At 31.1% G+C, this 25,398-nt stretch carries 31 protein-coding genes; 15 read left to right on the top strand and 16 right to left on the bottom strand.

The genetic code is table 11. From position 1 onward, the window contains the following. Window positions 1–125: 125 nt before the first annotated feature. The 5 genes from ES045_RS01605 to ES045_RS01585 are packed head-to-tail and all read right to left on the bottom strand — an operon-like array spanning window position 126 to window position 3,212. Window positions 126–1,454 carry an outer membrane beta-barrel protein gene (locus ES045_RS01605; protein ID WP_147111341.1) on the bottom strand — a complete coding sequence of 443 codons (1,329 nt, stop codon included), beginning with the start codon at window positions 1,452–1,454 and terminating at the stop codon, window positions 126–128. Window positions 1,455–1,457: 3 nt separating this feature from the next. Continuing rightward, a complete protein-coding gene (locus tag ES045_RS01600) occupies window positions 1,458–1,982 on the bottom strand; it encodes an RNA polymerase sigma factor (protein ID WP_317131295.1) in 525 nt (174 codons plus the stop codon). 22 nt (window positions 1,983–2,004) lie between these two features. After that, a complete protein-coding gene (locus ES045_RS01595; RefSeq protein ID WP_147111335.1) occupies window positions 2,005–2,406 on the bottom strand; it encodes a hypothetical protein in 402 nt (133 codons plus the stop codon). A 35-nt stretch (window positions 2,407–2,441) separates the two neighbouring features. Further along, window positions 2,442–2,795, bottom strand: a complete 354-nt coding sequence (locus ES045_RS01590) for a DUF4377 domain-containing protein (protein ID WP_147111332.1) — start codon at window positions 2,793–2,795, stop codon at window positions 2,442–2,444. Window positions 2,796–2,798: 3 nt separating this feature from the next. After that, a complete protein-coding gene (locus ES045_RS01585) occupies window positions 2,799–3,212 on the bottom strand; it encodes a hypothetical protein (RefSeq protein WP_147111329.1) in 414 nt (137 codons plus the stop codon). Between the two features lie 75 nt (window positions 3,213–3,287). Between ES045_RS01585 and ES045_RS01580 the strand changes: the two genes are divergently transcribed. After that, on the top strand, window positions 3,288–4,262 hold the full coding sequence (locus ES045_RS01580) for an acyl transferase (protein WP_147111327.1): 975 nt from the start codon (window positions 3,288–3,290) through the stop codon (window positions 4,260–4,262). Window positions 4,263–4,275: 13 nt separating this feature from the next. Then, a complete protein-coding gene (mscL, locus tag ES045_RS01575) occupies window positions 4,276–4,734 on the top strand; it encodes a large conductance mechanosensitive channel protein MscL (RefSeq protein ID WP_147112101.1) in 459 nt (152 codons plus the stop codon). An 84-nt stretch (window positions 4,735–4,818) separates the two neighbouring features. On the opposite strand, the gene ES045_RS01570 is transcribed toward mscL, so the two are convergent. Further along, window positions 4,819–5,649 (bottom strand): alpha/beta fold hydrolase, encoded by an 831-nt coding sequence (locus tag ES045_RS01570; protein WP_147111324.1) that lies wholly within the window; start codon window positions 5,647–5,649, stop codon window positions 4,819–4,821. Window positions 5,650–5,872: 223 nt separating this feature from the next. Here ES045_RS01570 and ES045_RS01565 point away from each other — a divergent pair, with 223 nt between their 5' ends. The 7 genes from ES045_RS01565 to ES045_RS01535 all read left to right on the top strand — a co-directional run bounded on the left by ES045_RS01565 (window position 5,873) and on the right by ES045_RS01535 (window position 10,211). Beyond that, entirely contained in the window at window positions 5,873–6,436 is a 564-nt protein-coding gene (locus tag ES045_RS01565; RefSeq protein ID WP_147111321.1) for a TetR/AcrR family transcriptional regulator, read from the top strand. 74 nt (window positions 6,437–6,510) lie between these two features. After that, window positions 6,511–7,059 carry a carboxymuconolactone decarboxylase family protein gene (locus tag ES045_RS01560; RefSeq protein WP_147111319.1) on the top strand — a complete coding sequence of 183 codons (549 nt, stop codon included), beginning with the start codon at window positions 6,511–6,513 and terminating at the stop codon, window positions 7,057–7,059. 72 nt (window positions 7,060–7,131) lie between these two features. Further along, window positions 7,132–7,347 (top strand): EthD family reductase, encoded by a 216-nt coding sequence (locus tag ES045_RS01555; protein ID WP_317131292.1) that lies wholly within the window; start codon window positions 7,132–7,134, stop codon window positions 7,345–7,347. A gap of 101 nt (window positions 7,348–7,448) precedes the next feature. Then, complete coding sequence (locus tag ES045_RS01550) at window positions 7,449–8,156, top strand: haloacid dehalogenase type II (protein ID WP_147111316.1); 708 nt, start codon at window positions 7,449–7,451, stop codon at window positions 8,154–8,156. Window positions 8,157–8,182: 26 nt separating this feature from the next. Next, window positions 8,183–8,827, top strand: coding sequence for a DsbA family protein (locus ES045_RS01545; protein WP_147111313.1), 645 nt, complete (start codon window positions 8,183–8,185; stop codon window positions 8,825–8,827). 27 nt (window positions 8,828–8,854) lie between these two features. After that, entirely contained in the window at window positions 8,855–9,610 is a 756-nt protein-coding gene (locus tag ES045_RS01540) for an aspartate/glutamate racemase family protein (RefSeq protein ID WP_147111310.1), read from the top strand. Window positions 9,611–9,770: 160 nt separating this feature from the next. Continuing rightward, on the top strand, window positions 9,771–10,211 hold the full coding sequence (locus ES045_RS01535; RefSeq protein ID WP_147111307.1) for a YHS domain-containing (seleno)protein: 441 nt from the start codon (window positions 9,771–9,773) through the stop codon (window positions 10,209–10,211). A gap of 53 nt (window positions 10,212–10,264) precedes the next feature. Here the strand turns inward: ES045_RS01535 and ES045_RS01530 are convergent, their stop codons facing one another. Beyond that, entirely contained in the window at window positions 10,265–11,035 is a 771-nt protein-coding gene (locus tag ES045_RS01530) for a sterol desaturase family protein (protein ID WP_147111304.1), read from the bottom strand. A 10-nt stretch (window positions 11,036–11,045) separates the two neighbouring features. Further along, a complete protein-coding gene (gene tyrS, locus ES045_RS01525) occupies window positions 11,046–12,338 on the bottom strand; it encodes a tyrosine--tRNA ligase (protein ID WP_147111301.1) in 1,293 nt (430 codons plus the stop codon). Window positions 12,339–12,525: 187 nt separating this feature from the next. On the opposite strand from tyrS, the gene ES045_RS01520 reads away from it, so the two are divergent. After that, the gene (locus ES045_RS01520) at window positions 12,526–13,524 is read left to right on the top strand and encodes an NAD-dependent epimerase/dehydratase family protein (RefSeq protein ID WP_147111298.1); all 999 of its coding nucleotides are present in this window, start codon (window positions 12,526–12,528) and stop codon (window positions 13,522–13,524) included. 4 nt (window positions 13,525–13,528) lie between these two features. Here ES045_RS01520 and ES045_RS01515 read toward each other — a convergent pair whose 3' ends face one another. The 4 genes from ES045_RS01515 to ES045_RS01500 are packed head-to-tail and all read right to left on the bottom strand — an operon-like array spanning window position 13,529 to window position 16,538. Then, complete coding sequence (locus tag ES045_RS01515) at window positions 13,529–13,996, bottom strand: DUF4296 domain-containing protein (protein ID WP_147111295.1); 468 nt, start codon at window positions 13,994–13,996, stop codon at window positions 13,529–13,531. Between the two features lies 1 nt (window position 13,997). Next, the gene (locus tag ES045_RS01510) at window positions 13,998–15,338 is read right to left on the bottom strand and encodes a dihydroorotase (protein WP_147111292.1); all 1,341 of its coding nucleotides are present in this window, start codon (window positions 15,336–15,338) and stop codon (window positions 13,998–14,000) included. Between the two features lie 7 nt (window positions 15,339–15,345). Then, window positions 15,346–15,807, bottom strand: a complete 462-nt coding sequence (locus ES045_RS01505; RefSeq protein WP_147111288.1) for a GNAT family N-acetyltransferase — start codon at window positions 15,805–15,807, stop codon at window positions 15,346–15,348. 8 nt (window positions 15,808–15,815) lie between these two features. After that, window positions 15,816–16,538: a polyprenol monophosphomannose synthase gene (locus ES045_RS01500; RefSeq protein WP_147111285.1), complete on the bottom strand. Its 723-nt coding sequence runs from the start codon at window positions 16,536–16,538 to the stop codon at window positions 15,816–15,818. 81 nt (window positions 16,539–16,619) lie between these two features. On the opposite strand from ES045_RS01500, the gene ES045_RS01495 reads away from it, so the two are divergent. The 3 genes from ES045_RS01495 (at window position 16,620) to azu (ending at window position 18,772) form a co-directional block, all read left to right on the top strand. Continuing rightward, window positions 16,620–17,261 (top strand): DUF4271 domain-containing protein, encoded by a 642-nt coding sequence (locus ES045_RS01495; RefSeq protein ID WP_147111282.1) that lies wholly within the window; start codon window positions 16,620–16,622, stop codon window positions 17,259–17,261. A gap of 18 nt (window positions 17,262–17,279) precedes the next feature. Beyond that, the gene (locus ES045_RS01490; RefSeq protein ID WP_147111279.1) at window positions 17,280–18,026 is read left to right on the top strand and encodes a uroporphyrinogen-III synthase; all 747 of its coding nucleotides are present in this window, start codon (window positions 17,280–17,282) and stop codon (window positions 18,024–18,026) included. 215 nt (window positions 18,027–18,241) lie between these two features. Continuing rightward, window positions 18,242–18,772, top strand: a complete 531-nt coding sequence (azu, locus tag ES045_RS01485) for an azurin (RefSeq protein ID WP_147111276.1) — start codon at window positions 18,242–18,244, stop codon at window positions 18,770–18,772. Window positions 18,773–18,889: 117 nt separating this feature from the next. Here azu and radA read toward each other — a convergent pair whose 3' ends face one another. From radA to panC, 4 genes are all read right to left on the bottom strand, one after another. Continuing rightward, the gene (gene radA / locus ES045_RS01480; protein WP_147111273.1) at window positions 18,890–20,251 is read right to left on the bottom strand and encodes a DNA repair protein RadA; all 1,362 of its coding nucleotides are present in this window, start codon (window positions 20,249–20,251) and stop codon (window positions 18,890–18,892) included. A 430-nt stretch (window positions 20,252–20,681) separates the two neighbouring features. Continuing rightward, window positions 20,682–21,626, bottom strand: coding sequence for a YbhN family protein (locus ES045_RS01475; protein ID WP_147111271.1), 945 nt, complete (start codon window positions 21,624–21,626; stop codon window positions 20,682–20,684). 1 nt (window position 21,627) lies between these two features. Further along, complete coding sequence (gene panD / locus ES045_RS01470) at window positions 21,628–21,978, bottom strand: aspartate 1-decarboxylase (RefSeq protein WP_147111268.1); 351 nt, start codon at window positions 21,976–21,978, stop codon at window positions 21,628–21,630. Window positions 21,979–22,005: 27 nt separating this feature from the next. After that, on the bottom strand, window positions 22,006–22,854 hold the full coding sequence (panC, locus tag ES045_RS01465) for a pantoate--beta-alanine ligase (protein ID WP_147111265.1): 849 nt from the start codon (window positions 22,852–22,854) through the stop codon (window positions 22,006–22,008). A 97-nt stretch (window positions 22,855–22,951) separates the two neighbouring features. Between panC and ES045_RS01460 the strand changes: the two genes are divergently transcribed. Continuing rightward, a complete protein-coding gene (locus ES045_RS01460) occupies window positions 22,952–23,761 on the top strand; it encodes a glycogen/starch synthase (RefSeq protein WP_147111262.1) in 810 nt (269 codons plus the stop codon). A gap of 11 nt (window positions 23,762–23,772) precedes the next feature. Beyond that, window positions 23,773–25,377: a DUF4270 family protein gene (locus ES045_RS01455; protein ID WP_189662995.1), complete on the top strand. Its 1,605-nt coding sequence runs from the start codon at window positions 23,773–23,775 to the stop codon at window positions 25,375–25,377. The last annotated feature ends 21 nt before the right edge of the window (window positions 25,378–25,398 follow it).

Genomic DNA, 25,398 nt, shown 5'->3' with positions numbered 1-25,398 from the left:
AACGCCTTGTTAACCATAAATCAAAAAGTAAGCCAATTTATACAAAAGCTTTTTTGATCATTCATAAATACGATTAATGGTATTTAGAAATCGTTAATTGGTCATCTTATAAAGATTAGTTCGGTTTAAAATTTATAATTTATTCCTGTATAAATACCAATAAAATAAGGTTTAAATCCGTTTGCATTTTTACTGTACGTATTTAGCTGCGTCTTAAACATTGGGTTTAAATGTAATGCCCAGTTTTTATCTAGTTTATAATTAAAATCGAATCCTAAATTTCCACTAAAATTAAGATTGTTTAAATTATCTGCTTTACCGGTTCTAGAAAGCGCCCCAGCATTTAGGTTTACAGAATTTTTGTTCAGAAAAAGAGAGCTAAATCCTGCTACTATTTCTGTTTTTAACCTTTTACTTTCTAATAAGTTGTATTTTATTTCTACAGGAATTTCTAAATACCCATACTCTTGCGCTAAGTTTCCGTCTAAACTTACTGCGTTTATAGAAAGTTTATTTAAGTCGAAATTTGCAGAAGAAGTACCGTTTAAAGAATAATTGTCTCCAGAATTAAAAACAACATTAGAAGTACTAGAAACAGTAGAAGCAACAGCAATTTGATTATTAGAAAACTGAATTTCTTGTAAGTGAAAACCTGATTGGACAGACCATTTTTTATTGAGTTGATACCCAATTTGTACGCCGTAAGAATAAGAATTATTCCCTTTCGTAGAATTTTTTAAGTCTTTATTTAAGGGAGAAGAGTTAGAAAAAGAATTGGAGCTTAGAACAGCAACAACGGGTGTAACTGTCCATGATTTTTTAGTGCTATTTTCTTTCTCTTCAACATCGTTTTCAACAGCCATTAAAACAGCTTTTTTAGTATTTTTAACCTCCTTATTGTTTTTATTGATAGCAGTTGTTTTCTTGGTTACAACTGTTTTTTCTTGAACAGCAATTATTTCTTTTTTGTTCAATTTTAAGGATTCATCAATTCTTTGATCAGTTAATAAAAAGGTCTTCAGGTCATTTTTACCAGCGGTATCTTTGATTTCTTCTTCGCTATTATTTAGAATTCTGTCTGCAATTACTATTCTTTTTTTCTGAAGAACAGGCTTCTTTTTTGGGACTTTATTTTCTTCAACAATTATAATTTTCTCTTTTGTGACATAAGGAGCTGTTTTTATCGTATTAACATCTTCTGTATTCATTTCTGGAGCTACAATAATTATGGGTTGCTCATTTGTATCGGTTGCAACATTCTCTGAAAAAGGGAATATAAAGAGACCAACAACTAAAATTGCTGCAATTCCGCTAGAAAACCACCATATTGGTAATACCCTACGCTTTTTGGTTTTTAGGTTAGATGCAACATTATTCCACACTTTATCAGTTGGAGTTGCCTCCAAATTTTTAAGTTTTTCTTGAAATAAGTGGTCTATATTTTTATTTTCCATCAGTTATGCATTTTGTTCTTTTTGTTGATGAATTTCTAGTTGATTCTTTAAGATCTTTCTTGCTCTAGATAAGTTAGATTTAGAGGTTCCTTCAGAGATTTTCAATAAAGAAGCAATTTCTTTATGAGCGTAATTATCTAAAACATACAGGTTAAAAACCAAACGATACCTGTCTGGTAATTGTTGAATTAATTGCAGTAAAAAATGGACCTCTAGGTTTTCGTTATCAAAATCTACTTCATCAATGCTGTCTTGGTCTAAAACTTCCTCTACAATTTCTAAACGAGTAGTTGTTCTGTACTTTTGTAATGCAGTATTTATGGTTATTCGTTTTAACCAACCTTCAAAGGAACCCTTATTTTTATACTGTTTAATTTTATCAAAAATTACAATAAAACTGTCTTGTAAGGTGTCTTCTGCGTCTTGGTAGTTTTTAGAATATTTTAAGCAAACAACAAAAAGTTTATCAACATATAATTGATAAACTTTAGATTGTGCTTCCAACTTTTGTTGGCAACATTGCTGTATGAGTTTTTCTAGTTTGATGTTGCTAATTTACAGGAATTATAACTTCGTCAAAAATACTTACGTCATCAGCATCTTTCCCTTTAAAAAACTTAAAAATATAGTCTTCTTTTTGATTTGCTTCTACTACAAAAGAATATTCTTCTTGTTTTGCAACTTCTGCGCAAGCACCATCTAAGGTAACCAATGCGGTAACGGCAACAACTCTTGTCGTGTCTTCTGGTTGGTAATATAAATGATTGAAAGAGTAGCAATCATTTAGCAACGTGTACTTAATTTTAATGGTGTCTTTTTCACCAAAAGTAAAACTATCTGGAGTTTCTGCACTGTCAACTTTTAAAAATTCATATTTATAATTAGGTTCGTCATTGTTTAAACAAGAAGATAATACAAGGATTCCAATTAATAATAATACTATTTTTTTCATAATTTAAGGTTTAATAATTAATGTTTAAGGTTCATTTAATTCGGTAAATTTTCTGATTTTTTTTCAATTTTAGAAATTACTTTTAATAAAGTATATGCTATTGAAGAACTGTCTTGAGGCGGGTTTTCAACTTCTTTTTCAGAAATTAGTAACTCATATTCAAAACCTTCTTCATGCTCAAATCCGATAATAGTGCTGTAAAAGTACTGCCAATCTTGGGTGTCTTTTTCTTTTATAAGGTAGCATTTTTGAGGACCAATACCTTGGCAATCTACTTTTGAAGAAGCCACAACATAGTTTTTTTCTTGTACTAAAAGATCCTCTGAATCTTTACAAGAAGAGACTAAAATAAAAAAGGCAAATAATAAGATATTAAATATTGGTTTCATAATTTATCTTTTAAAAATGTAAGCGATATCGTCAAATGCAATTCCGTAATCTATTTTTAAACCCTCTTCGGTAAAATATATAGTTCCTTTTCTACCATCAACAATTAGAAATTGAGTATTATCTTCTTCAAAAATCTCAAATGAATAAACGCCACCTTGGTTGTTTGTAAAACTAGGAACCGCTAATGTTGTAAATACATCTGAGGTATTTATAATGGTAACTGTGTTATTCTCTGTATCAAACTCCCAAGTAAAATTACCTTTTTCATAGCTTTTAGGTTGAGAGAAACCACCAATTATTTCTGTCACATTCCATATACCTGCAATTGTATCTTTGCTCGAATTATTATTATTTTTACAACTGATAAAAAATATAATGAGTGTAAAAACATAAAAAAGCTTAGAATGAAACTTCATAAACCTGGTTCTTTCTTAGAAGATGCAAAAAGTTTGAAAAGGTTGCGTTAAATAATTCTATTTTTGCAAAAGTATATGGAAAACAATATTTTTAACATACAAAACGAACAAGAATTTACAGAAGTTGCTTTGGCAGTTTTTAAACATCAATTTAAGAACAATAAGGTCTATAGATCTTTTTGCGATTTACTGTATATTCATCCATCAGAAGTAAAAACGATTCAAGAAATTCCGTTTTTACCAATTCAGTTTTTTAAAAGCAGAGAAGTTGTTGCTAGTGTAGATGAAGTTGAAGAAGTTTTTACAAGTTCTGGTACTACGGGAAGCGTAACCAGTAAACATCTTGTAACGGATATTAATCTTTATAAAGAAAGCTACTTAAAAGGATTTGCTCATTTTTACGGAAACATAGAAGCCTATACTGTGTTGGCTTTGTTACCCAATTATTTAGAACGAAAAGGCTCTTCTTTGGTTTATATGGTAGATGATTTAATTCGGAAATCTAACAACATAGAAAGCGGATTTTATCTCGATAATCTTAATGAATTGGCTAAAAAGTTAATAGAATTAGATAAAAATGGACAAAAAACACTCTTAATAGGAGTTTCTTTTGCGTTATTAGATTTGATTGAAATGCAACAATTCAAACTTAAGAACACCATTATCATGGAAACTGGTGGTATGAAAGGAAGAAGAAAAGAATTGGTTAGAGAAGAATTACATACTGTTTTACAAGACGGATTTGGAGTTGCTAAAATTCATTCAGAATACGGGATGACAGAATTATTAAGTCAGGGGTATTCAAAAGGGAACGGTATTTTTAATACACCACCTTGGATGAGAATTTTAACACGAGATACCGAAGATGCGTTAACCATGAATCCTTTAGAAAAAAATGGAGGCATTAATGTAATCGATCTGGCAAATTACAATTCATGTTCTTTTATTGCAACACAAGATTTAGGCAAAGTTCATGAGAACGGTACTTTTGAAATTATTGGGCGTTTTGATAATTCGGATATTAGAGGTTGTAATTTGATGGTCTTATAAATAAAAAATAATGATGAAGTTTAAATTATTTCAGGAGTTTAAAGAGTTTGCTGTAAAAGGAAACATGATCGATATTGCCATTGGGGTAATCATTGGTACTGCATTTAACAAAGTTGTAAATGTATTGGTAAAAGAGGTGTTAATGCCGCCTTTATCTTTTATGACCGATGGCGCTAATTGGGAAAACAAGAAAATTATTTTACGAGAAGCAATTCTAATTGATGGAAAAACGAATCTAGAAGAAATTGCGATTGGCTATGGAAAACTAATAGAAGCGGGTGTCGATTTTTTAGTAATTGCTTTTACTGTCTTTATTGTTGTAAAACTGATGAACTCTATGAAGAAGAAAGCAGACGATCCTAAAAATAAAACAGTTGCTACACCTAAAAACATCGAGTTAATGAACAAAACCAATGAACTTTTAGAAAAGCAAAATGAATATTTAATGAAGGTTTTGGGCGATAAAAAATAGTTTTATTAGTATTTACAAATACAAGAAAAGCTAGTTATTATTTAACTAGCATTTCTGTTTTTTTATATTTTATTAAAGTAATATTTACTTCTTCAAAAAATCTAATAGTAGTTTATTTAACTCTTCTTTGTGCGTTATATTTAAACCATGAGGCGCCTCTTTTATAACTTCTAAAGTGCTTCCTTTTATCCCCTTTACGGCTTGTTTAGCAGAAGTTTCAATAGGAACTGTGCCATCTGCATCACCATGAATTATTAATGTTGGTACGTTTATATTTTTCAATTCTGATCTAAAATCTGTATGCATCCATGCTTTTGCAGTTTCAATAGTTGCTCTAGGCGACGCGTGAGATGCAACAATAAAATCATAATCTAATTGTGCTTGACTTACCCTATCTTTATTTTCTTCATAATTATAAAATCCTTTTGAAAACTCTTTTAAGAAACCAACACGATCATTTTCTAATGCAGCTATAATTCCGTTTAGATCTTTCTCCGGGACACCTTCTGGGTTGTCCTCTTTTTCCTTTACTATAGGAATAATACTACTTATCAAGACCGCTTTTGCGATGTTTTTATTTCCGAAATCTGTAAAATAACGAACTACTTCTCCACCACCCATGGAGAATCCTACTAAAACGGCATCTCTTAGTTCTAATTGTTTTATCAACTGATTCAAATCGCTAGTAAGTGATGAGTAGTCATAGTTGTTCCATGGAGAAGATGAAATTCCGAATCCTCGTCTGTCGTAAGAAATACATCGGTAACCAGCCTCTACAATTTTCCAGACTTGTTGTTCCCAAGATTTTCTACTTAGTGGCCAACCGTGAATTAATATAACAGGTTGCCCAGTTCCGTAATCTTCATAAAAAATATCTACGGGCTCTTTTTGTGTATTGTTTGTTATAAATGCCATCTTTCTTTAATTTTTAAATTCATTTAAAGATACGTTGATTTAAACGCAAGCCTTAACTGATTCCGATGAATGATTGGCTAAAACAAAATATTTTTATTTGTTATTAAAGTCGCTTTTCAAGAATTACTATAAGAGAATGCTTTTAAAGACAAATAGATAAAAAAAGGTTAAACATTTTTTTATTACTAACCGATTGTTTAGTTTTGCACTGTAATTAGAAATAATGGCCAGAAAAAAAGAATATAATGAAGAGGAAGTAGTTGAGAAAGCGATGCAGCTGTTTTGGCGAAATGGCTATGAAGCAACGTCTATGCAAATGCTTGAAAAAGAAATGGGCATTAACAAATTTTCTATCTATGCTAGTTTTGGTAATAAACAGGGGCTTTTTCTAGAAAGCTTAAAATGTTACAAAGCAAGAGTGAATGTTATTCTAGCAAAGTTTAAAAAAGCATCCAGTGGCGTTGAAGATATTAAGCAGTTTTTCTACGATTCTTTGGATATAGATTATAAAGGAAGCGCTCAGAAAGGTTGTTTTGTAACGAATACGTACAATGAATTTTCAGAAAGAGAAGACGTATTAATTAAAGAAGAGATGGCACATTTTATGGATGAACTTAAAAATTTACTCATAGAAAAGTTACAAATGAATACCGCCAAAGATGAAGAAACGATTCTAAAACAAGCCAATTTTCTATTACTTGCAAAACATGGTTTAGCTGCTGCTGCAAGAGTGAATACTCAGAAAGAAATAGAAGATTACATAGAAATGACCTTTCTAAATATATAAACATTTTTTTTACTAAATAACTAAACGATTGTTTAGTTAAAGTGAATCTAAATATTAAATTTAAAAATAAAATGATGACAACTTTAAAAATTTATAATAACGAAACTGCACCAGAAGAAAGTAAAGTATTATTAGATAAATCTCAAAAAGCGTACGGAATGATCCCTGGTTTACATGGTGTTCTTGCCGGTTCTCCTCAACTTTTAGATGCGTACCAAATATTACATGAGTTATTTACAAATACATCTTTTAACGAAGAAGAGCTAACAGTTGTATGGCAAGCAATAAATGTAGAACATGCTTGTCATTATTGTGTGCCTGCACATACGGGTATTGCAAAAATGATGAAAGTAGACGATACTATTACAGAAGCGTTACGTACTGAAGCGCCACTAAAAAATCCAAAATTAGAAGCTTTACGCACCATGGCATTAACAATTGTTCGCAATCGTGGTAACGTGACACAAGACGACTTAAATGCATTTTACGCAGCAGGTTATGAAGAAAAACAAGTCTTAGAGATTATCTTAGGATTGTCTCAAAAAGTGATAAGTAATTATACAAATCATATTGCAAATACACCTGTAGATTCAGCTTTTCAAGCTTTTGCATGGAAAAAATAAGTTGCTTATATTCAATTTGAATAAAAACAAACCTTCCGTTATTCATACGGAAGGTTTATAAAACATATACTGATGATTAAAGTATCCGTAATGTATCCTAACGGTAAAGATGTCCAGTTTGATGTAGCTTATTATAAAAATAGTCATTTACCAATGATTGTAAATGCTTTAGGCGATGCGCTTAAAAATCTAGAATTAGACTTAGGAATTGGAAGTAGAGTTCCAGGGGAATTGGCACCTTATGTTGCCATCGAACATTTAAAATTTGATGATGTTGCTTCTTTTTAAGCCGCATTTGGTCCGCATGCAGAAACATTTGCTGCAGATGTAAAAAATTACACCAATGTACAAGGAGAACTTCAAATTAGTGAATTAATAACATTTTAAAGATGAAAAATAACAGTAAATCCATAGAAACAAGAAGACCTAAAGTTTTATTCTTTGATGTAAACGAAACACTTTTAGACCTCACACCAATGAAAAAAAAAGTTGGTGAAGTTTTAGAAGGGAAAGAAGAACTACTCTCTTTGTGGTTTACAACAATGTTGCATTATTCTTTAGTAACTTCTGCAAGCGGACACTATAAACCTTTCGGACATATTGGTGCTGCTGCTTTGCAAATGGTTGCTGCAAATAATAACATTACAATATCAGAAGAAAAAGCACGTAAGGTTATTGCAGAATCTATGCAAAACTTACCTCCGCACCCAGAAGTAAAAGAAGCCTTAACGCAATTAAGAAAAGAAGGCTATAAATTAGTTGCGTTTACCAATTCATCAAACGAAGGGTTAAAAAAACAATTTGAAAATGCAGAATTAACAACTTATTTTGAGGAAAGATTAAGTGTGGAAGATGCTGGTAAATTTAAACCTTTTACAGATACGTATGCTTGGGGAGCACGTAAAATGGGCGTTAAATTAGAAGAATGTATGTTAATTGCAGCACATGGTTGGGATGTTGCAGGCGCACTTTGGGCAGGTTGGAGAGCTGCTTTTGTAAGCAGACCTGGACAACAAATTTTTCCGTTAGCACCAAAAACAGAAATTGTGGCAACAGATTTGAAAAAAGTAGCAAAGATTCTTATTAGCTATAAATAACTTTATAAAAACAGAATAATTAAAAAATGAAAGAAAAATTAAAAATAGACATCGTATCAGATGTTGTGTGTCCATGGTGTACCATTGGATATAAACGTTTAGAAAAAGCAATTGTAGAACTTGGCGTAGAAGACCAAGTAGAAATTGAATGGCAACCTTTTGAGTTGAACCCCAATATGCCTGCAGAAGGTCAGAATGTAAATGAACATATTACAGAAAAATATGGATCTACTTTAGAGCAACAAAAGGCATCAAAACAAAATATGACTGAAGTTGGAGAAGAACTTGGTTTTAAATTCGATTATTTCGATGAGATGCGCATGGTAAACACATTCGAAGCGTATGTTTTATTAGAATACGCGAAAGATTTTGGGAAACAAACGGAATTAAAAATGTGTTTTACAACGGCATTTTTTAGTGAACGGAAAGATGTTTCAAAAAGAGATGTTTTAAAACAAGCCTTATTAGCTGTTGGTTTAAATGCTGAAGAGGGTTTGGGAAAGTTAGACAATGAAGAAGCTAGAAACGAAGTAAGAACAAAACAAGATTATTGGAAAAGTTTAGGCGTAAGCTCTGTACCAACCGTTGTTTTTAACAGAAAAAGTGCGGTAACTGGTGTGCAACCTGTAGCTACTTTTAAACAAGTACTTACCGAATTACTTGCGGAATAAAAGCGATATTAGCATAAAATTATAGCAATGCAAAATAAAATGATAGGCATCGTGGGGGGCGTTGGTAGCTACGCAGGAATCGATTTAATAAAGAAGGTATACGATCTTACTGAGGCAAAATCAGACCAAGAACATTTGCCAGTTTCTATGCTGTCTGTGCCACATAAAATACTAGATCGTACGAAATATCTTTTAGGTGAAACAGACGTAAACCCAGGGATTGCGATAGCAGAAATTATAGCTTCGCTAATTGCAAGTGGTTCTAGTATTATTGGTATTCCTTGTAATACAGCACACGCAAGACCAATTTTAAGTTTAATAGAAAAAAGCATACCAGAATCTTGTGTGCTGGTTAACCTTATCGAAGAGGTGGGTTTACATATTTCTACCAAGTACCCAAAAATTACAAAAGTGGGGGTTTTAGGAACTACTGGTACTATTTTAGCGAAGGTGTATCCAGAAGTTTTAGCTAAATATAATATAGAAGTGATACAACCATCAGAAGATATTCAAGATTTATTTGTGCATCCTTCAATTTACGATACAAGTTACGGTATTAAAGCTTTTTCTAATCCGGTAAACGAAAAAGCAAAAGAAAACTTAAGTATGGCGGCAACTTATTTATCTAGAAAAGGAGCGCAAGCTGTAATTTTGGGATGTACAGAGATTCCGCTTGCAATACAGTATGAAAAAATAGAGGATAGCTTAATTATTGATGCGACTACCGTTCTTGCAAGTGCATTAATAAGAGAATCTAAAAAAATGGATGAGGCTCATAGTTAAAAACAGAAAAGTAAATATAGAAACTAAAAGAACATGCTTAACCTTCTAAAGATAAGTAATAGTTTCTTTTATTTTTGATGTTAGAAAGGGCAAATATAAAACGAGTGTTGTGATCTGTAATTTATAAGAAACTTCATCGACCAATGAAAAAACAAACTTGATGAAAAATATATGTATAGTTTTATTTCTAACAATTTCAACAACTTTTTTTGCACAAGACTACAACCTTAAAAAGGGATACGTAGCAGAAGGTTATGATGTTGTTGAATATTTTAATAACAATGCAGAAAATGGAGATGAGGAGTTTAGCATAGCATATGATGGAGTAAAATTTAAATTTATATCCGCAGAAAATTTAGCGAAATTTAAAAAGAATCCAGCAAAATATTCACCTCAATATGGTGGGTTTTGTGCGTATGCAATCGGTAAAGGAGCAGGAAGAGTTTCTATAAACCCTAAAACTTATGAAATTCGTGATGGTAAATTATATCTTTTCTACAATTCTTGGCTTAACAATACTCTAAAAGATTGGAAAGAAGAAAACCCAGAAAAATTACAAAATAAAGCAGATGAAAACTGGCTAAAAATTAAAGACAATTAAAAGCAAGCTTGAGAGCGTTTGTAAATATTGGGGTTATAAAAAAAGAGCTGAATTCATTCAGCTCTTTTTTTATAAAATTCAGTTTTCATTATGCTGTCCCAGAATGTAAAATACAATCCGTAATTATAATTAAATTTTCGGTGATGAAAATCGTGATGCGTAGCACCAATAACTCTTTTTTTAAACCAATCACCCAATTTTCCTGAAGGATAAATTTCTACACCAGCATGATTTATAGTTGCAGAAACCGTCATGATTAACAAGGTAGCTAACAAGGCATAAAAATGGATTGGTAAAATTAAAATAATAATTGGTAAAAATAAGGCTTGTATAATAGTTTCTAAAGGATGGAAAGAAAAAGCAGTAAAGACAGAAGTGTGTATGCTTTTATGATGCACCAAATGAAAATATTTATAGACTTTAGGAAGGTGCATCCATCTATGCGCCCAATAATAATAAGTGTCTTGTGCAAACAGAAAAATAAAAATACTTAAAGGAATATACCAAATGGAGTTTTTTGAAGTTTCAACATAAATAGTAGAATATCCGTTTACGTATAAATAATACATCAGTACACCCACGGCGGCAAAAATAACGCCACTAATGGCAGACCAAAATATTTCTGTTTTAATTTGCTTTTTCTTAGGTTTTCTACGGTTTATGATTCTATTTGTAATTTTATTTTTCAACAAAATGAAAAACAAACTATAATAAACCGTAGAAAAAACTAAATATCTAAAAAAAATGATAACAGTTAATAACAGAAATAATATAATTACAACTGCAATATTACTAAAATCTAAATCTTCAAAAATAGTAAACATTTAAAGTGGGTTATGCTACAACCAATAAATAGTACGTCTTTTTACCACGTTGTAATAACACGTATTTATTAGCAATTAAATCTTCTTTAGAAATGATGTAATCTTCCTTTATTTTTTCTTTATTTACAGAAATTGCATTTTCTTTTAAAGCTCTTCTGGCATCTCCATTAGAACCTAAAAAGTTTGTTTTTGCAGCCAAAGCACCAATCATATCTAAACCTTCTTCTATATCTTTAGTAGAAACGGTAGCTTGTGGTACACCATCAAAAACATCTAAAAATGTTTGTTCATCTAAAGACTTTAAATCTGAAGCTGTAGATTTCCCAAATAAAATAGCAGACGCTTTTAAAGCATTTTCATACGCCTCTTTACCATGTGTTAAAATAGTAACCTCTTCTCCTAGTTTCTTTTGTAACAAGCGTAAATGCGGATTCTCTTTATGTGCTGCAATTAAACTCTCTATAGTTTCTTTGTCTAAAAATGTAAACTTTTTAATAAAGTTTTCTGCATCTTCATCCGAAGAATTCAACCAATATTGGTAATATTTATATGGCGAAGTTCTATCTGTATTTAACCAAACATTTCCTCCTTCTGTTTTTCCAAACTTTGTTCCGTCTGCTTTTGTAACCAAAGGAACCGTAATAGCATAGGCTTTTCCTTGTGCTTTTCTACGAATTAATTCTGTACCCGTGGTAATGTTTCCCCATTGATCTGAGCCCCCCATTTGTAGCATACAATTTTTCTCTTTGTATAAGTGATAAAAATCGTATCCTTGAAATAATTGGTAGGTAAATTCGGTAAAACTCATACCAACGGCAGATTCTGAGTTCAAACGTTTTTTTACAGAATCTTTAGCCATCATGTAGTTTACAGTAATGTGTTTTCCTGTGTCTCTAACAAAATCGATTAATGAAATATCTTTCATCCAATCGTAATTGTTTACCAATTCTGCTTTGTTTTCTGCCGAAGCATCAAAATCTAAAAAACGTTCTAAATTTTCTCTAACACCAGCTACATTTTTAGCCAAAGTTGCTTCGTCTAACAAATTACGTTCTGCAGATTTTCCAGAAGGATCTCCAACCATACCAGTTGCACCACCAATTAAAGCAATAGGATTATGACCTGCATTCTGAAAGTGTTTCAAAATAAAAATTTGCACCAAGCTACCAATATGTAGAGAGTCTGCAGTTGGGTCGAAACCAATATATCCCGCAGTTTTATTTTTTAATAAATACTCTTCTGTATCTGGCATAATATCATGTAATAATCCACGCCAGCGTAATTCTTCAACAAAATTTTTCATTATTAGTCTATAATTAATTCAATTTAAAAGACGAATGTCAAACTGAGCTTGCCGAAGTTTTTTATGCTTTGATAGTATAAATTATCAATTTCAACAAGGGTAATCTGACATCTTACAACAATTAAACAATTGTTATTTTTAGAATACAAAGATAAACTTATCAATGAAAAAATCATAAATTAGCAGTATGATTTTAGTTACTGGAGGAACCGGTTTGGTCGGCGCACATTTATTGTATCATTTATTAAAAAATGATGAAAAAATACGTGCAATTTATCGTTCTAAGGAAAGAATAAATGAAGTAAAAAAAGTATTTTCTTTTTATACGGATGATACTTCGCTAATCTCTAAAATAGAATGGTTTAAAGCAGATATTACCGATGTACCTTCTATGATTCCTGCATTTGTTAATATTGAAAAAGTATACCATTGTGCCGCTTTTATTTCTTTTAATCCGAGAGATTATAGAGAAATGCGAAAAGTAAATATTCATGGTACTGCAATTATTGTGAACCTTTCTATTGATGCAAAAGTTAAAAAATTGTGTTTTGTAGGTTCTATCGCTTCTGTTGGAGATTCTTTAAATGGAGAATTAATTACAGAAGAAAATGAATGGAACAAAGAGCTAGATAATAGTGGGTATTCGATTACCAAATTTGGTGGAGAAATGGAAGTTTGGCGCGCAAGCCAAGAAGATGTAGAAGTAGTAATTGTAAACCCAGGTGTTATCTTAGGAAGCGGATTTTGGTTTGCTGGCTCAGGAAAATTATTCAGTAAGGTTTACAATGGCTTTAAGTATTACACAGAAGGAATTACAGGTTTTGTAGGAGTAAAAGACGTTGTAAAAGTGATGATTTTATTAATGAATTCTGATGTTAAGAACGAACGTTTTATTTTAGTTTCAGAGAATAAAAGTTATAAAGAAATTTTCTTTTTAATTGCAGATGCTTTTGGTAAAAAAAGACCTTCAATAAAGATTAATTCGTGGCAAACCAACATTCTGTGGCGCATTTCTTCGGTACTATCTTTATGTACTAGAAAAGAACCTTTGTTGGGAAAAAATTCTGCAAAGAGTGCACATGAAATTTCTAAATATTCTTCAGAAAAAATTAAAAACACTATTAATTTTCAGTTCGAAGAAATAGAAATGGTTGTTAAAGAAACGTTCACTAATTACGAAGATTAGAAATTTATTCTTCTGCAATTATTTTGTCTATTACTTTTTTACTTAACTTTATAGAATCTAATTTTATACTGTCTAATTTTTTCTGAATACTTCTTGCTTGATCTACAGAGTCTTTTCTAATTGAATCTAATCTCGATTGCATTTCCTTAAAAACCTCATTTCTTGACTCTAAACTTGTTTTAGCGTCTTCTAAAATTTTGTGATACACATCTATTTTAGACATATAATAATAGTTACTAGTTTCAAAACGAGTACTATCAATTTTAAATTGATCGTAGACAAAAGGCATGTAGTTAATGTTCTTTTGCTGATTCTTGTTTTTTATGAATTTTGCACTAGAAGCAATCATCATTTCTTGTAACAAAAGGCTCATTGTATCTCTAGGAATTAAGTCTTTCGGTTTTTCAAAAATGGTATTACTTGTACAAGAAGCAATAACGATAAAAATAAATAAGCAGCTAATTTTCTTCATTTTATCTATTAAAAGTGATTCTTTTTCCTTTTATTTCATCATTAAAAACACCATTATTATACATTAAATTTCCATTTACAAACGTGTGTGTTATGGTAGATGAAAAAGTGGTGCCTTCAAAAGGAGACCAACCACATTTGTATAAAATATTGTCTTTAGAAACAGTTTGCGGTTTGTTGGTATCAATTAAAACCAAATCTGCAAAATAACCTTCTTTTATAAATCCGCGTTTTTCAATTTGAAATAATTTTGCCGGATTATGACTCATTTTTTCAACTGCTTTTTCAATAGGAATTACACCTTCTTTAACCTTTTCTAAGAGCGCTAAAATAGCATGTTGTACTAAAGGTCCGCCACTTGGTGCGTTTAAATAGTTATTATTTTTTTCTTCTAAAGTGTGCGGTGCATGGTCTGTTGCTAAAACATCTATTCTATCATCTAACAAAGCCTCCCACAAACCTTGTCTATCTGCTTCCGTTTTTACAGCAGGATTCCATTTAATATGCGTTCCTTTTTCTTCATAATCTTTGTCTGAAAACCATAAATGATGAATGCAAACTTCTGCCGTAATTTGTTTTTCCTCTAAAGGAATGTCATTTCTAAAAAGTGTGGTTTCTTTAGCAGTTGACACGTGAAAAATATGCAATCTAGCACCTGTTTTTTTCGCTAATTCAATTGCTTTAGAAGACGATAAATAACACGCTTCTTCACTTCTAATAATTGGGTGGTATTTTAAAGGAATATCATCACCATATTTTGCTTTAAATTCTTCGGTATTTTTTCTAATTGTTGCTTCGTCTTCACAATGAACAGAAATAATCATTTTTGTTGATGAGAAAATTTTCTCTAAAATTTCTTCATTATCCACCAACATATTTCCGGTAGAAGAACCTAGAAATAATTTAATTCCGGCTACTTTTTTAGGATCTGTTTTTAATAATTCCTCTAAATTATCATTCGTTCCCCCAAACATAAAAGAATAGTTTGCGTAAGAATCATTTGCAGCAATTTTAAACTTATCTTCTAATAAGTCTTGTGTTGTAGCTTGCGGCACTGTGTTTGGCATTTCAATAAAAGTAGTAATTCCACCAGCTATTGCAGCTCTACTTTCAGTTGCAATGTTTGCTTTGTGCGTTAAACCAGGTTCTCTAAAATGCACTTGATCATCTATAAAACCAGGAATTAGAAATTTACCTTCAGCGTCTATAACTTCAACATTTTCAGTTGCTTTTATTTCTGATGAAATAGCTGTTATTATTTCGTTCTCAATAAGAACATCACCTCTAAAGATGCTGTTTTCATTTACTATTGTTGCATTTTTTATTAAAGTTGCTTTTTTCATTTTCTTCTTAAATATCAATTTTCATATTCACTAGACTTTTTGTAAAACCAAAACGCTCATAAGATTTTAGGGCGCTTAAATTATTACTGTAAACATCTAGTCTTAATTCTTTTATGTTTTTATCTCTTGCCCATTCTTTTAGAGATTCTAAAACGATATTGCTAATTCTTTTACCTCTAAAAGAAGGTTTTACAAAGATAAAACCAATATAACCGTGTTTTGGGTTTTTATGATATTGTTTAGATTCTATGGTTCTAATATAGCCAGAACCAACTAATTCATCCTTTGAGACAGCAACTATTAGATGAGTATTTTCTGCAGTAATTAATTCTGGTATGTTGTAATAAGACAACTCGCCATCAGCCAGAAAAGGATCTAAAGGCCTTTCTGCTGCTACAACTCCTTGCTCAAACTCTAAAAGCGTTTCTAAATCGTTTAAATTTGCTGTTCTAATTGAAATAGTACTCATGGTATAAACTATTTTGGCAATCCTTTTAATTTCATTTTTATGACTCCAAAAAGTGCTTCAGAAATAATATTTCCACTCATTTTAGAGGTTCCTAAATCTCTGTCTGTAAAAACGACAGATACTTCTTTTATACTGAATTTGTGTTTCCAAGCTTTAAACTTCATTTCAATTTGAAAAGCATATCCTATAAACTTAATCTTATCTAAATTTATGGTTTCTAAAACATTACGTTTCCAGCAGACAAAACCAGCGGTAGTGTCAAAGACCGGAATTCTAGTAATGATACGCACATATTTTGATGCAAAATAAGAAAGTAGTAATCGTTTCATATCCCAATTTACTACGTTTACTTGGTTGTTTACGTACCTAGATCCTACAGAAACATCTCCGCCCTCAAGCGCACAAGCATTGTATAAACGAATTAGATCTTTAGGGTTGTGGGAAAAATCGGCATCCATTTCTACGATATACTCATATTTCCTAGCCAAAGCCCATTTAAAACCATGAATGTATGCAGTACCTAAGCCGCTTTTGCCTGTTCTTTTTTCAATAAAAAGCCGGTTAGGAAAAGCTACTATTAACTTTTCTACAATTATTGAAGTTCCATCAGGAGAAGTATCATCAACTACTAAAATATCAAATATTTTTTCTTCTTTAAAAACAGCTCTAATAATAGCTTCTATGTTCTCTTTTTCGTTATAAGTAGGAATGATAACTAAAGTATCTGACATAAATGAAATTTCATGTGGTAAGAATACAAATATACATTTTTTAATTACTAATTTTGTTTTAATCTTATTAATGGGTAAAAAGTGCAGGCACTAGAAAAAATAGCGGTTAATACAAATTGGATTCCTATTGTTTTGGTGTTCCTATTTGCCATTATTGCTGTTTTAAAAGTACTAGATGCAGAAAAATTAAAAGGATATGTTTTTGCGCTGTTTAATCGGGGTTTTATAGAAGATGAGGTAGAAGAAGATACTTCTTTTTTTAGTTTCTTTTATAGTTTACTTTTTGTTTTTTCATCAACAGTTTTAGCACTTTGCCTTAGTTTACTTATTTCAGAAAAGAAAGCAGATTATTCGCTTGACTTTTCTTCTTTTTCAACCATTTTAGGAGTCGTTTTTGGTTACTTTATTGTCAAAAGTTTACTCGAAGTAGCGCTTATGAAACTTTTTTTGATAAAAAAACAAGTCCGTTTTTATATCGTTTCTAAATTTAGCTACCTATATTCCATTAGTTTTTTTCTTTTAATTTTCTTTGTCATTTTTCAGTTTAGTCCTTTAAACGCTTCAACTTTTAGATACATAGCTTTCGGTTTATTTTTCTTAAGATTCGTCTTTCACTTAGGTAATAACAAAAACCTGATTTTTAGCGAGTTGTTTTATTTTATATTGTACATTTGCGCCTTCGAAATAGCACCGCTTATAACACTGTTTAAATTGATGCTTTAAATTTAAAAACGAAGGCGTATGAAAGTGAAAACAATTTTGGTATCGCAACCAGCACCAAAGACAGAAACTTCCCCTTATTTTGATTTGTCTGATAAACAAAAAGTAAAAATTGACTTTAGATCTTTTATTCATGTAGAAGGTATCCCTGTAAAAGAAATTAGAAATCAAAAGATAGATTTCAAAGATTTTTCTGCTATTATTTTAACAAGTAGAAATGCTGTAGATTACTTCTTTAAAATAGCTGAAGAAATGCGTTTTAAAGTGCCAGATGATATGAAATACTTCTGTCAGTCTGAAGCTGTAGCTTTTTATTTGCAAAAATATGTAGTGTATAGAAAACGTAAGATTTATGTTGGTACTAGAACATTTCCAGATTTAATAAAATTAATTAAGAAGCATAAAACAGAAAATTTCTTGTTACCTTCTTCAGATAAGTTAAAACCTTTAGTTCCAGAAGAATTAGATAAATTAGGAATTAATTGGACGCGTTTAGACTTATACAGAACCGTGGTAAGTGATTTATCTGATTTAGAAAATGTTACTTATGATATTTTAGTATTTTTCAGTCCTTCAGGAATAGAATCATTGTTTCAAAATTTCCCAGAATTTAAACAAGACAACACTAGAATTGCTGCTTTTGGTAACTCTACGGTAAAAGCTGTAACAGACGCTGGTTTAAAGTGTGATATAGAAGCACCTTCACCAGACACACCTTCTATGACCATGGCTTTAGATAAATATATAAAATCTGTAAATAAGAAATAATACCTTATTTTAAGTTTATAAAATTGATGAAAACCGAGCAGAAATGTTCGGTTTTTTTTTAGTTTAAATTTAGGAATAGAATTATTTAAGCAGAGATATTTATATTCTGCACAAATATAGGTTGATAATATTATTTAAATTTTATGACTACAGTTTATTTTATTCAAGACATTATTGTTAATTTTGTATTAGGATTTTAATATAAAACATAAAATATGAAAACATTCAAATTATCAGTTCTATTCATCCTTTTATTTACTATTATAAGTTGTGGAGGAAAAGGGGAAAAAAAGGAAGTACCAAGTAGTAAAAAGACAACAGAAACTCCAAAAGAAACAAAACCTAAAGTAGATTTGTACAGCGATATTGAGGCGTCTAACGACATCATTTTAACCTCTAATGATGCTATGAAATTTAGCAAAGAAATATTAAAGGTTGAAGGAGGTAAAAAAGTAAAAATCACTTTTAAACATACGGGTAAAATGGATAAAAAAGTGATGGGGCATAATTTTGTTTTGCTTAAAAAAGGTGTTAGTATGTCTTCATTTGGCAATAAGGCAGCAAGCGCTTCTTCAAATGAATACATACCAGAAAATACAGAAGACGTTATTGTACACACCAAATTAATTGGTGGAGGTGAAGAAACAACTATAGAATTTGATGCACCAGCGGCAGGAACTTACAGGTTTATCTGTAGTTTTCCTGGGCATTATGCAGTTATGAATGGGAAATTTATTGTGATTTAAAGATTAAATCATAGTATTTTAAATGTTCATACTTAAAATTGTTAGCGAGAAATTTAATAATTTCTCGCTTTTTTTTTTATCAGATTTATTATTAGAAATAAGACTTAAAAGGTTCAGTTAGGCAAACAAAGTAGCAAAAGCTTCTTCTATTTTACCAACTAAAACCAATTTAATTCCATGGTTTTTAGAAGTTATTTTATTGTATTTTGATGCAACAAGTGTTTTATAACCTAGTTTTTCTGCCTCTAAAATACGTTGATCTATTTTAGAAACTGGTCTAATTTCTCCTGCCAACCCAACTTCTGCAGCAAAACATACATTTGGGTTTATGGCCACATCCTGGTTAGAGGATAAAATAGCTGCAACAACTGCTAAATCAATCGCAGGATCATCTACATTTATTCCTCCTGTAATATTTAAAAAGACATCTTTAGCACCTAATTTAAAACCAGCTCTTTTTTCTAGAACCGCTAAAATCATGTTTAATCTTTTTAAATTATAACCCGTTGTAGAACGTTGCGGTGTCCCGTAAACAGCCGTAGAAACCAACGCTTGTATTTCTATCATTAGAGGTCTAATTCCTTCTAAAGTAGATGCAATTGCGGTTCCGCTTAAATCTGCATCTTTCTTTGAGATTAGAATTTCAGACGGATTTGATATTTCTCTTAACCCGTTAGAAAGCATTTCATAAATTCCTAATTCGGAAGTAGAACCAAACCTATTTTTTTGACTTCTTAATATTCTGTAGGTATGGTTTCTGTCTCCCTCAAACTGTAAAACAACATCTACCATGTGTTCTAAAATTTTTGGTCCAGCAATGTTTCCGTCTTTATTTATATGCCCAATTAATAAAACTGGTGTTGCCGTTTCTTTGGCATATTTTATTAATTCTGCAGCAGTTTCTCTGATTTGAGAAATACTACCAGGAGATGCTTCTATAGCACTTGTATGAAGTGTTTGTATAGAATCTATTACTAAAACTTCTGGTGCTGTTTCTTCGATGTTTTTGAAGATTTGTTGTGTGTTGGTTTCTGTAAGAATTAAACAATTAGAATTGTTTGCTTCTAATCTTTCTGCTCTCATTTTTATTTGAGACTGACTTTCTTCTCCGGAAACATACAGTACTTTCTGGCGAATGTTTAATGCGACTTGTAATAATAAAGTCGATTTTCCAATACCTGGTTCTCCACCTAAAAGTGTTACAGAACCTTTTACCAAGCCGCCACCTAAAACCGTGTCTAATTCGTTATTATTAGTTACAATCCTTTCTTCTGGATTTAGGACAATATCAGCTATTTTTAAAGGCTTATTTACAGTCTGTTTTGCGGTTGTAGATTGTTTCCAAACGCGTTTTTCTTCTTTCTGAATTACTTCTTCTACAATGGTATTCCATTCTTTACAAGCACCACACTGCCCAACCCATTTTGCATGTTGAGTACCACAATTCTGACAGAAAAAAGTTGTTTTTGTTTTAGCCATTAGTTTTAGTTATAAAATTTTGAAGTATCAAAGTTACAAGTTTCTACAATCTCATAAAATAAAGTTAAGATCTTTTATTATAAATAAATAGACCTTACAGGTTTTTAAAACCTGTGAGGTCTTGTCAATTATTAAGCTATTAATTTACAAAGAAAGCATTTTCTTGTTTCTTGTGTTCATAAAAATTGCTTTTAACCAAAGATAGTATTTTTAAAAAATATTTTGTATTGAAGGTTTTCTAAAAGTTAGCAAATACTTGCGTTAGCGATTGAAGTGGCATCCTTTTTTTTGGAGATTGGTCGTTGCGAGGCACGAAGCAATCTCTTTTTAGAAGGAAGATTGCTATAGAAAGTAAAAAACTTTCTTTATGATGACAATATGAAAAAAAGATACAACGTAAAGCGCGACCTTTTGGGAACGCCCAGAAAAATTACTTATTCTTGTTGTAAATAGGAAGTAATAGGAATGCCAAACCACCAAAAACAACAATCATTGCTGTTTGTGCTGTCCACATAATCCAACCAAAAGCAGTTGCTGGTTCTGTAGGAATATCAAACAAAGCCAATGCACCGGCTACCGCCAAAGGATACAAGCCAATGCCGCCATTAGTTGCGGCAATAGAGAATCCGCCAGCAATAAAACCGATTAAAATACCACCAAAAGGAACGTCTAATCCGTTAATTGCAGGAATTGTTGCCCAAAACATAGCTACGTACATTGCCCAAATAAAAACGGTATGAAAAATAAAAGCCCATTTATTTTTCATTTTGAAGATGCTTGTTACCCCTTCTATTAAACCAGAAACAAAGGTTTTAATTTTTAATAAAAAGCCTGATTTGGCTTTTTTTACAAAGGAAGTAAATATGTAAAATAAGACACTTAAAATGGCTAAACCAACACTAATTTTTATTGGATCGAAGTTTTTGGTTAGTAAATTGTAAATAAAATCGAACTGCACAAAAAGTGTTATCGCAACAATGGTAAGCATCATTATTAAATCTGCAATTCTTTCTGCGACAATAGTTCCAAATCCTTTTTCAAACGGAATGTCTTCATAATTTGCCATTACCGAGGCTCTAGAGATTTCTCCCGCTCTTGGTAAGGCGAGATTTACTAAATAGCCTACCAAAACGGCTAAAACACTGTTTATAAATTTAGGTTTAAAGCCTAAAGGTGCTAGCATAAATTTCCATCTGTAAGCCCTAGAAAGATGACTTAAGATTCCGAAGAAAAGTCCGAGAATAATCCAACCATAATTGGCCTCTTTAAAATATGTACCTAACGTCTCTAAAGAAATATCCGATAGAGAATACCAAACCAAAAAACCACCCAAAGCGAGTGGTAATATAACTTTTAATATCTTTTTAATATCCAAATTACGTAAGGGTGTTATCTTTTTCGTTAGGAAAAACTAAGGCAGGTTTAAACTTCTTAGCCTCTTCTAGTTCTAAAAATCCGTAGACAATTAAAATTAAAATATCGCCTTTTGCTACTTTTCTTGCAGCAGCGCCATTTAATGTGATTTCTCCACTTCCGCGAGGTCCCGGAATTGCGTATGTTTCTAAACGCTCGCCATTATTGTTATTCACAATTTGAACACGTTCTCCTTCAATAATATTGGCAGCATCCATTAAATCTTCATCTATGGTGATGCTTCCTATATAATTTAAATCTGCACCTGTAACTTTTACACGGTGGATTTTAGATTTTACAACTTGTACTAACATATGGCAAAAATAGGAATTTTTTAATTATTAATGTTTTAAACGAATGTTATCTATCAATCTAATTTCTCCTGCAAAAACAGCAATAAAAGCTCTATATTTTTTATTGGGTTCTTTGGTTTTTGCTGTTTCTAATGCTTTCTCATCTGCAATTGTAAAATATTCTAGCGTTAATAAAGGTTGTTTTTTAAATTGATTTTCTAACCATTTATTAATTTCAGAAATACTTTTATGACTAAATTTCTTTTTCACCTTTTTAAGTGTCTTATAAACAAAAGGTGCAATTTCTCGATGCTCTTTAGACAGTCTTATGTTTCTAGAGCTCATGGCTAAACCATCTTGTTCTCTAAAAATAGGACATCCTTTAATCTTTACGTTTAAATGATTTTTCTTCACCATTTTTTTGATGATTTGCAATTGCTGAAAATCTTTTTGACCAAAATAAGCTTTATCGGGTGCTACAATTTTAAAAAGTGTTTTTACTACTGTGCCAACACCATTAAAATGACCATCTCTAAATTTCCCCTCCATTTGATGCTCTAAACCATCGAAATCAAATTTTTCTGAAGTGATGTTTTCTGAATAAATTTCTTCCACCTTAGGTGAAAACAAAATATCACAAGAAGCAGCGCTTAGTAATTTGATATCGTTTTCTATTGTTTTTGGATACTTTTTTAAATCCTCTACATTGTCAAATTGTGTCGGATTTACAAAAATACTAACCACCACAATGTCGTTTTTTTCGGATGCTTTTTCGATTAAAGACAAATGTCCGTCGTGTAACGCCCCCATAGTTGGTACAAAACCAATGGTTTTTTTGTTACTTTTATGCTCTAAAAGACAGTCTCTTAAGTCTTTTTTATTGTTGAATATTTTCATTCTAAAAATGTTGCTAAAGTGTGCAAACTTACCATTTTAACACGATATTAGCATAAAAATTTGTATTTTTGGCAATCTCATAAAAGAGTTTGATTTAATGAAGGACAAGAGAATTTTATTTGTTTCGTCTGAAGTGGTACCATATTTACCCGAAACAGAACTATCGTTAACAGCATTTAATGCTGCGAAAAATGCACATTCTAAAGGAGTACAGACTAGAATTTTTATGCCAAGATATGGCGTTATAAATGAAAGAAGACATCAGTTACATGAAGTTATTCGCCTCTCTGGAATGAATTTAGTTGTTAATGATATGGACATGCCATTGATAATTAAGGTTGCTTCTATACCAAAAGAAAGAATGCAAGTTTATTTTATAGACAACGAAGAATATTTTAAAAGAAAAGCCGTTTTTACAGATGAAGACGACGAGTTGTTTGAAGATAATGACGAACGTGCAATTTTCTTTGCAAAAGGAGTTGTAGAAACGGTAAAGAAATTAAATTGGGCGCCAGATATTATTCATGTTCATGGTTGGATGGCTTCGTTACTACCTCTTTATTTAAAAGAGTTTTATAAAGAAGAACCGTTGTTTACAGAAAGTAAAATTATAACATCTATTTACAATAATCCTTTCGAAGGAACTTTAGACGAAAGTCTTGCTGATAAAGTAACGTTCGATTTGAAAGATAATAAAAAAATAGCAACAATTAAGGTACCTAATCATACGAATATATTAAAGAGTGCCATCGAAAATTCTGATGCAATTATTCACGGTAGTGAAGATATTCCGGAAGAATTATCTTCTTTTATTGAAGAAAAAGAAATTCCTGTCTTAGGATTTCAAGAAGAGAATTTTAAAGAAAGTTATTTAAATTTTTATGCTGATTTAGTTTCAGCTACTTAATTATTTTTAGTGTGAAAAATATTTTTAGAAAAAGCACCTACTTTGGTGTTTTATTTTTGGTTTTTGCAGGTGTTATCTCTTGCGAAAAAGATTTTACAGATATAGGTAGTGGCGTTGTAAGTAATACAAAGTTCTCTACAAATGATACAATTTTAGAAGTTTTGGTTTCTAATGCTGGTATAGAAAGTATTAGAGCAGATGGTTTAGGCTTAACTGGTGCGCCGTATTTCGGTTTTCAAGGGCAATACTTATTAGGTGCATATATTAGCGATGAATATGAAAACATAGAAGCTTCTATAATCTCTCAAATAAATATTAATACTACTTTAGAGCTAGTTTCTTATGAGAATCCCGACGAGTTAACTTTTGAAACAAGTATAGATACTGCATTTTTAAGGTTGCCATACCATGCAACATTAACATCTAATACAAACAGACCTATATATGAATTAGACTCAGTAATTGGAAACCAACAATTGCCTTTTACGTTGAATATCTATGAGTTAGAAACTTATTTGAATACGTTGAATCCGTCGGATCCAACAAAAACAAATAGATTTCAATCAGATCATGAATATGCAATGAAGTCTAATCCTTTAACGGTATCAGAAAATATGGATTTTTTGCCTACAGCAAATGATACGTTGGTCTATATTAAAAGAAGAAATAGCAATGGCGATCTGCATAAAATAGATACTATTAGATATACTTCAAACACAAGTTCAGACCTTCCTTTACCAATGGCAATTATACCATTAAAAAAGAGCTTTGTAAAAGAGGTGTTCTTAGATAATTACGGAACGGCGAATTTTGATTCTCAAAATAATTTTAATAATTATTTTAGAGGTATTGTGATAGAGGCAAAAGAAAAAACACATGCATCTGGTGAAAAAGGAGGAGCTTTAGTAGCTTTCAACCTTAGAAGTTCTAGTATTGTTGCGTTAAATCCTCTAATTGAGGTTTATTATACGAATACTTTTTTCAAAAAAAATAGTACAGAAATTGATACTGTAATCACAAATACACACACTTTTCAACTGGGCGGTATTACTAATAGTAAATACACTTCGAACAATAAAACGTATGCTGTAAATAACGAAGTTAAATTACAAGGTGCAGCTGGTTCAGAAGCAAAAGTTGAAATCTTAACAGGAACGCAGCTAACAGATTTAAAAAATGAAAATTGGTTGATAAATGATGCTGCATTAACTTTCTATATCAATCAAGATTCAGATACCACAAATACTGCCAATCAATTGTATTTATATAAAAGAGGTGAAGCTTTAAACTCGGCGCCTATTTTAAGTCATATAAAAGATGTATTAAGTGAAGGTTTTTTAACTTTTGGAGGTAGTTTGCAAAAAGAAAATAGCAAGAAAGACCACTACACTTTTAAAATAACAGATTATTTATCTGATATTCTAGGTGGAAACACAAGCTACAACCCACCATTAAGGCTAAAAGTTTACAATACTTCAGATACTCAAATTACAGATACTATTTTTAGAAATTATAACTGGAATCCAAAAGCAGTTTCAATTTTAAATGGTGATAAGTCTTTAAATGGTGCAAGAAGAGCACAACTAAAAATATCATATACTAAGAAAAATAATTAACGAACTAAAAATAAATAATTT

The sequence above is a fragment of the Polaribacter sp. IC073 genome (genome assembly GCF_007997075.1).
In the GTDB taxonomy this organism is placed as follows: domain Bacteria; phylum Bacteroidota; class Bacteroidia; order Flavobacteriales; family Flavobacteriaceae; genus Polaribacter.
Note: the sequence above shows the minus strand (reverse complement) of the source record. Positions and strands in the feature narration are given on the sequence as shown.

Excerpts from the sequence above, each read along its gene's own strand:
- ES045_RS01555 (WP_317131292.1), top strand. The coding sequence starts at position 7,132 with ATGATTAAAGTATCCGTAATGTATCCTAACGGTAAAGATGTCCAGTTT.
- ES045_RS01565 (WP_147111321.1), top strand. The coding sequence starts at position 5,873 with ATGGCCAGAAAAAAAGAATATAATGAAGAGGAAGTAGTTGAGAAAGCG.
- ES045_RS01590 (WP_147111332.1), bottom strand. The coding sequence starts at position 2,795 with ATGAAACCAATATTTAATATCTTATTATTTGCCTTTTTTATTTTAGTC.
- radA (WP_147111273.1), bottom strand. The coding sequence starts at position 20,251 with ATGGCTAAAACAAAAACAACTTTTTTCTGTCAGAATTGTGGTACTCAA.
- ES045_RS01545 (WP_147111313.1), top strand. The coding sequence starts at position 8,183 with ATGAAAGAAAAATTAAAAATAGACATCGTATCAGATGTTGTGTGTCCA.
- ES045_RS01520 (WP_147111298.1), top strand. The coding sequence starts at position 12,526 with ATGATTTTAGTTACTGGAGGAACCGGTTTGGTCGGCGCACATTTATTG.
- azu (WP_147111276.1), top strand. The coding sequence starts at position 18,242 with ATGAAAACATTCAAATTATCAGTTCTATTCATCCTTTTATTTACTATT.
- panC (WP_147111265.1), bottom strand. The coding sequence starts at position 22,854 with ATGAAAATATTCAACAATAAAAAAGACTTAAGAGACTGTCTTTTAGAG.
- ES045_RS01510 (WP_147111292.1), bottom strand. The coding sequence starts at position 15,338 with ATGAAAAAAGCAACTTTAATAAAAAATGCAACAATAGTAAATGAAAAC.
- ES045_RS01605 (WP_147111341.1), bottom strand. The coding sequence starts at position 1,454 with ATGGAAAATAAAAATATAGACCACTTATTTCAAGAAAAACTTAAAAAT.
- ES045_RS01515 (WP_147111295.1), bottom strand. The coding sequence starts at position 13,996 with ATGAAGAAAATTAGCTGCTTATTTATTTTTATCGTTATTGCTTCTTGT.
- ES045_RS01505 (WP_147111288.1), bottom strand. The coding sequence starts at position 15,807 with ATGAGTACTATTTCAATTAGAACAGCAAATTTAAACGATTTAGAAACG.
- mscL (WP_147112101.1), top strand. The coding sequence starts at position 4,276 with ATGAAGTTTAAATTATTTCAGGAGTTTAAAGAGTTTGCTGTAAAAGGA.
- ES045_RS01585 (WP_147111329.1), bottom strand. The coding sequence starts at position 3,212 with ATGAAGTTTCATTCTAAGCTTTTTTATGTTTTTACACTCATTATATTT.
- ES045_RS01570 (WP_147111324.1), bottom strand. The coding sequence starts at position 5,649 with ATGGCATTTATAACAAACAATACACAAAAAGAGCCCGTAGATATTTTT.
- panD (WP_147111268.1), bottom strand. The coding sequence starts at position 21,978 with ATGTTAGTACAAGTTGTAAAATCTAAAATCCACCGTGTAAAAGTTACA.
- ES045_RS01560 (WP_147111319.1), top strand. The coding sequence starts at position 6,511 with ATGACAACTTTAAAAATTTATAATAACGAAACTGCACCAGAAGAAAGT.
- ES045_RS01500 (WP_147111285.1), bottom strand. The coding sequence starts at position 16,538 with ATGTCAGATACTTTAGTTATCATTCCTACTTATAACGAAAAAGAGAAC.
- tyrS (WP_147111301.1), bottom strand. The coding sequence starts at position 12,338 with ATGAAAAATTTTGTTGAAGAATTACGCTGGCGTGGATTATTACATGAT.
- ES045_RS01530 (WP_147111304.1), bottom strand. The coding sequence starts at position 11,035 with ATGTTTACTATTTTTGAAGATTTAGATTTTAGTAATATTGCAGTTGTA.
- ES045_RS01460 (WP_147111262.1), top strand. The coding sequence starts at position 22,952 with ATGAAGGACAAGAGAATTTTATTTGTTTCGTCTGAAGTGGTACCATAT.
- ES045_RS01535 (WP_147111307.1), top strand. The coding sequence starts at position 9,771 with ATGAAAAATATATGTATAGTTTTATTTCTAACAATTTCAACAACTTTT.
- ES045_RS01580 (WP_147111327.1), top strand. The coding sequence starts at position 3,288 with ATGGAAAACAATATTTTTAACATACAAAACGAACAAGAATTTACAGAA.
- ES045_RS01595 (WP_147111335.1), bottom strand. The coding sequence starts at position 2,406 with ATGAAAAAAATAGTATTATTATTAATTGGAATCCTTGTATTATCTTCT.
- ES045_RS01550 (WP_147111316.1), top strand. The coding sequence starts at position 7,449 with ATGAAAAATAACAGTAAATCCATAGAAACAAGAAGACCTAAAGTTTTA.
- ES045_RS01540 (WP_147111310.1), top strand. The coding sequence starts at position 8,855 with ATGCAAAATAAAATGATAGGCATCGTGGGGGGCGTTGGTAGCTACGCA.
- ES045_RS01490 (WP_147111279.1), top strand. The coding sequence starts at position 17,280 with ATGAAAGTGAAAACAATTTTGGTATCGCAACCAGCACCAAAGACAGAA.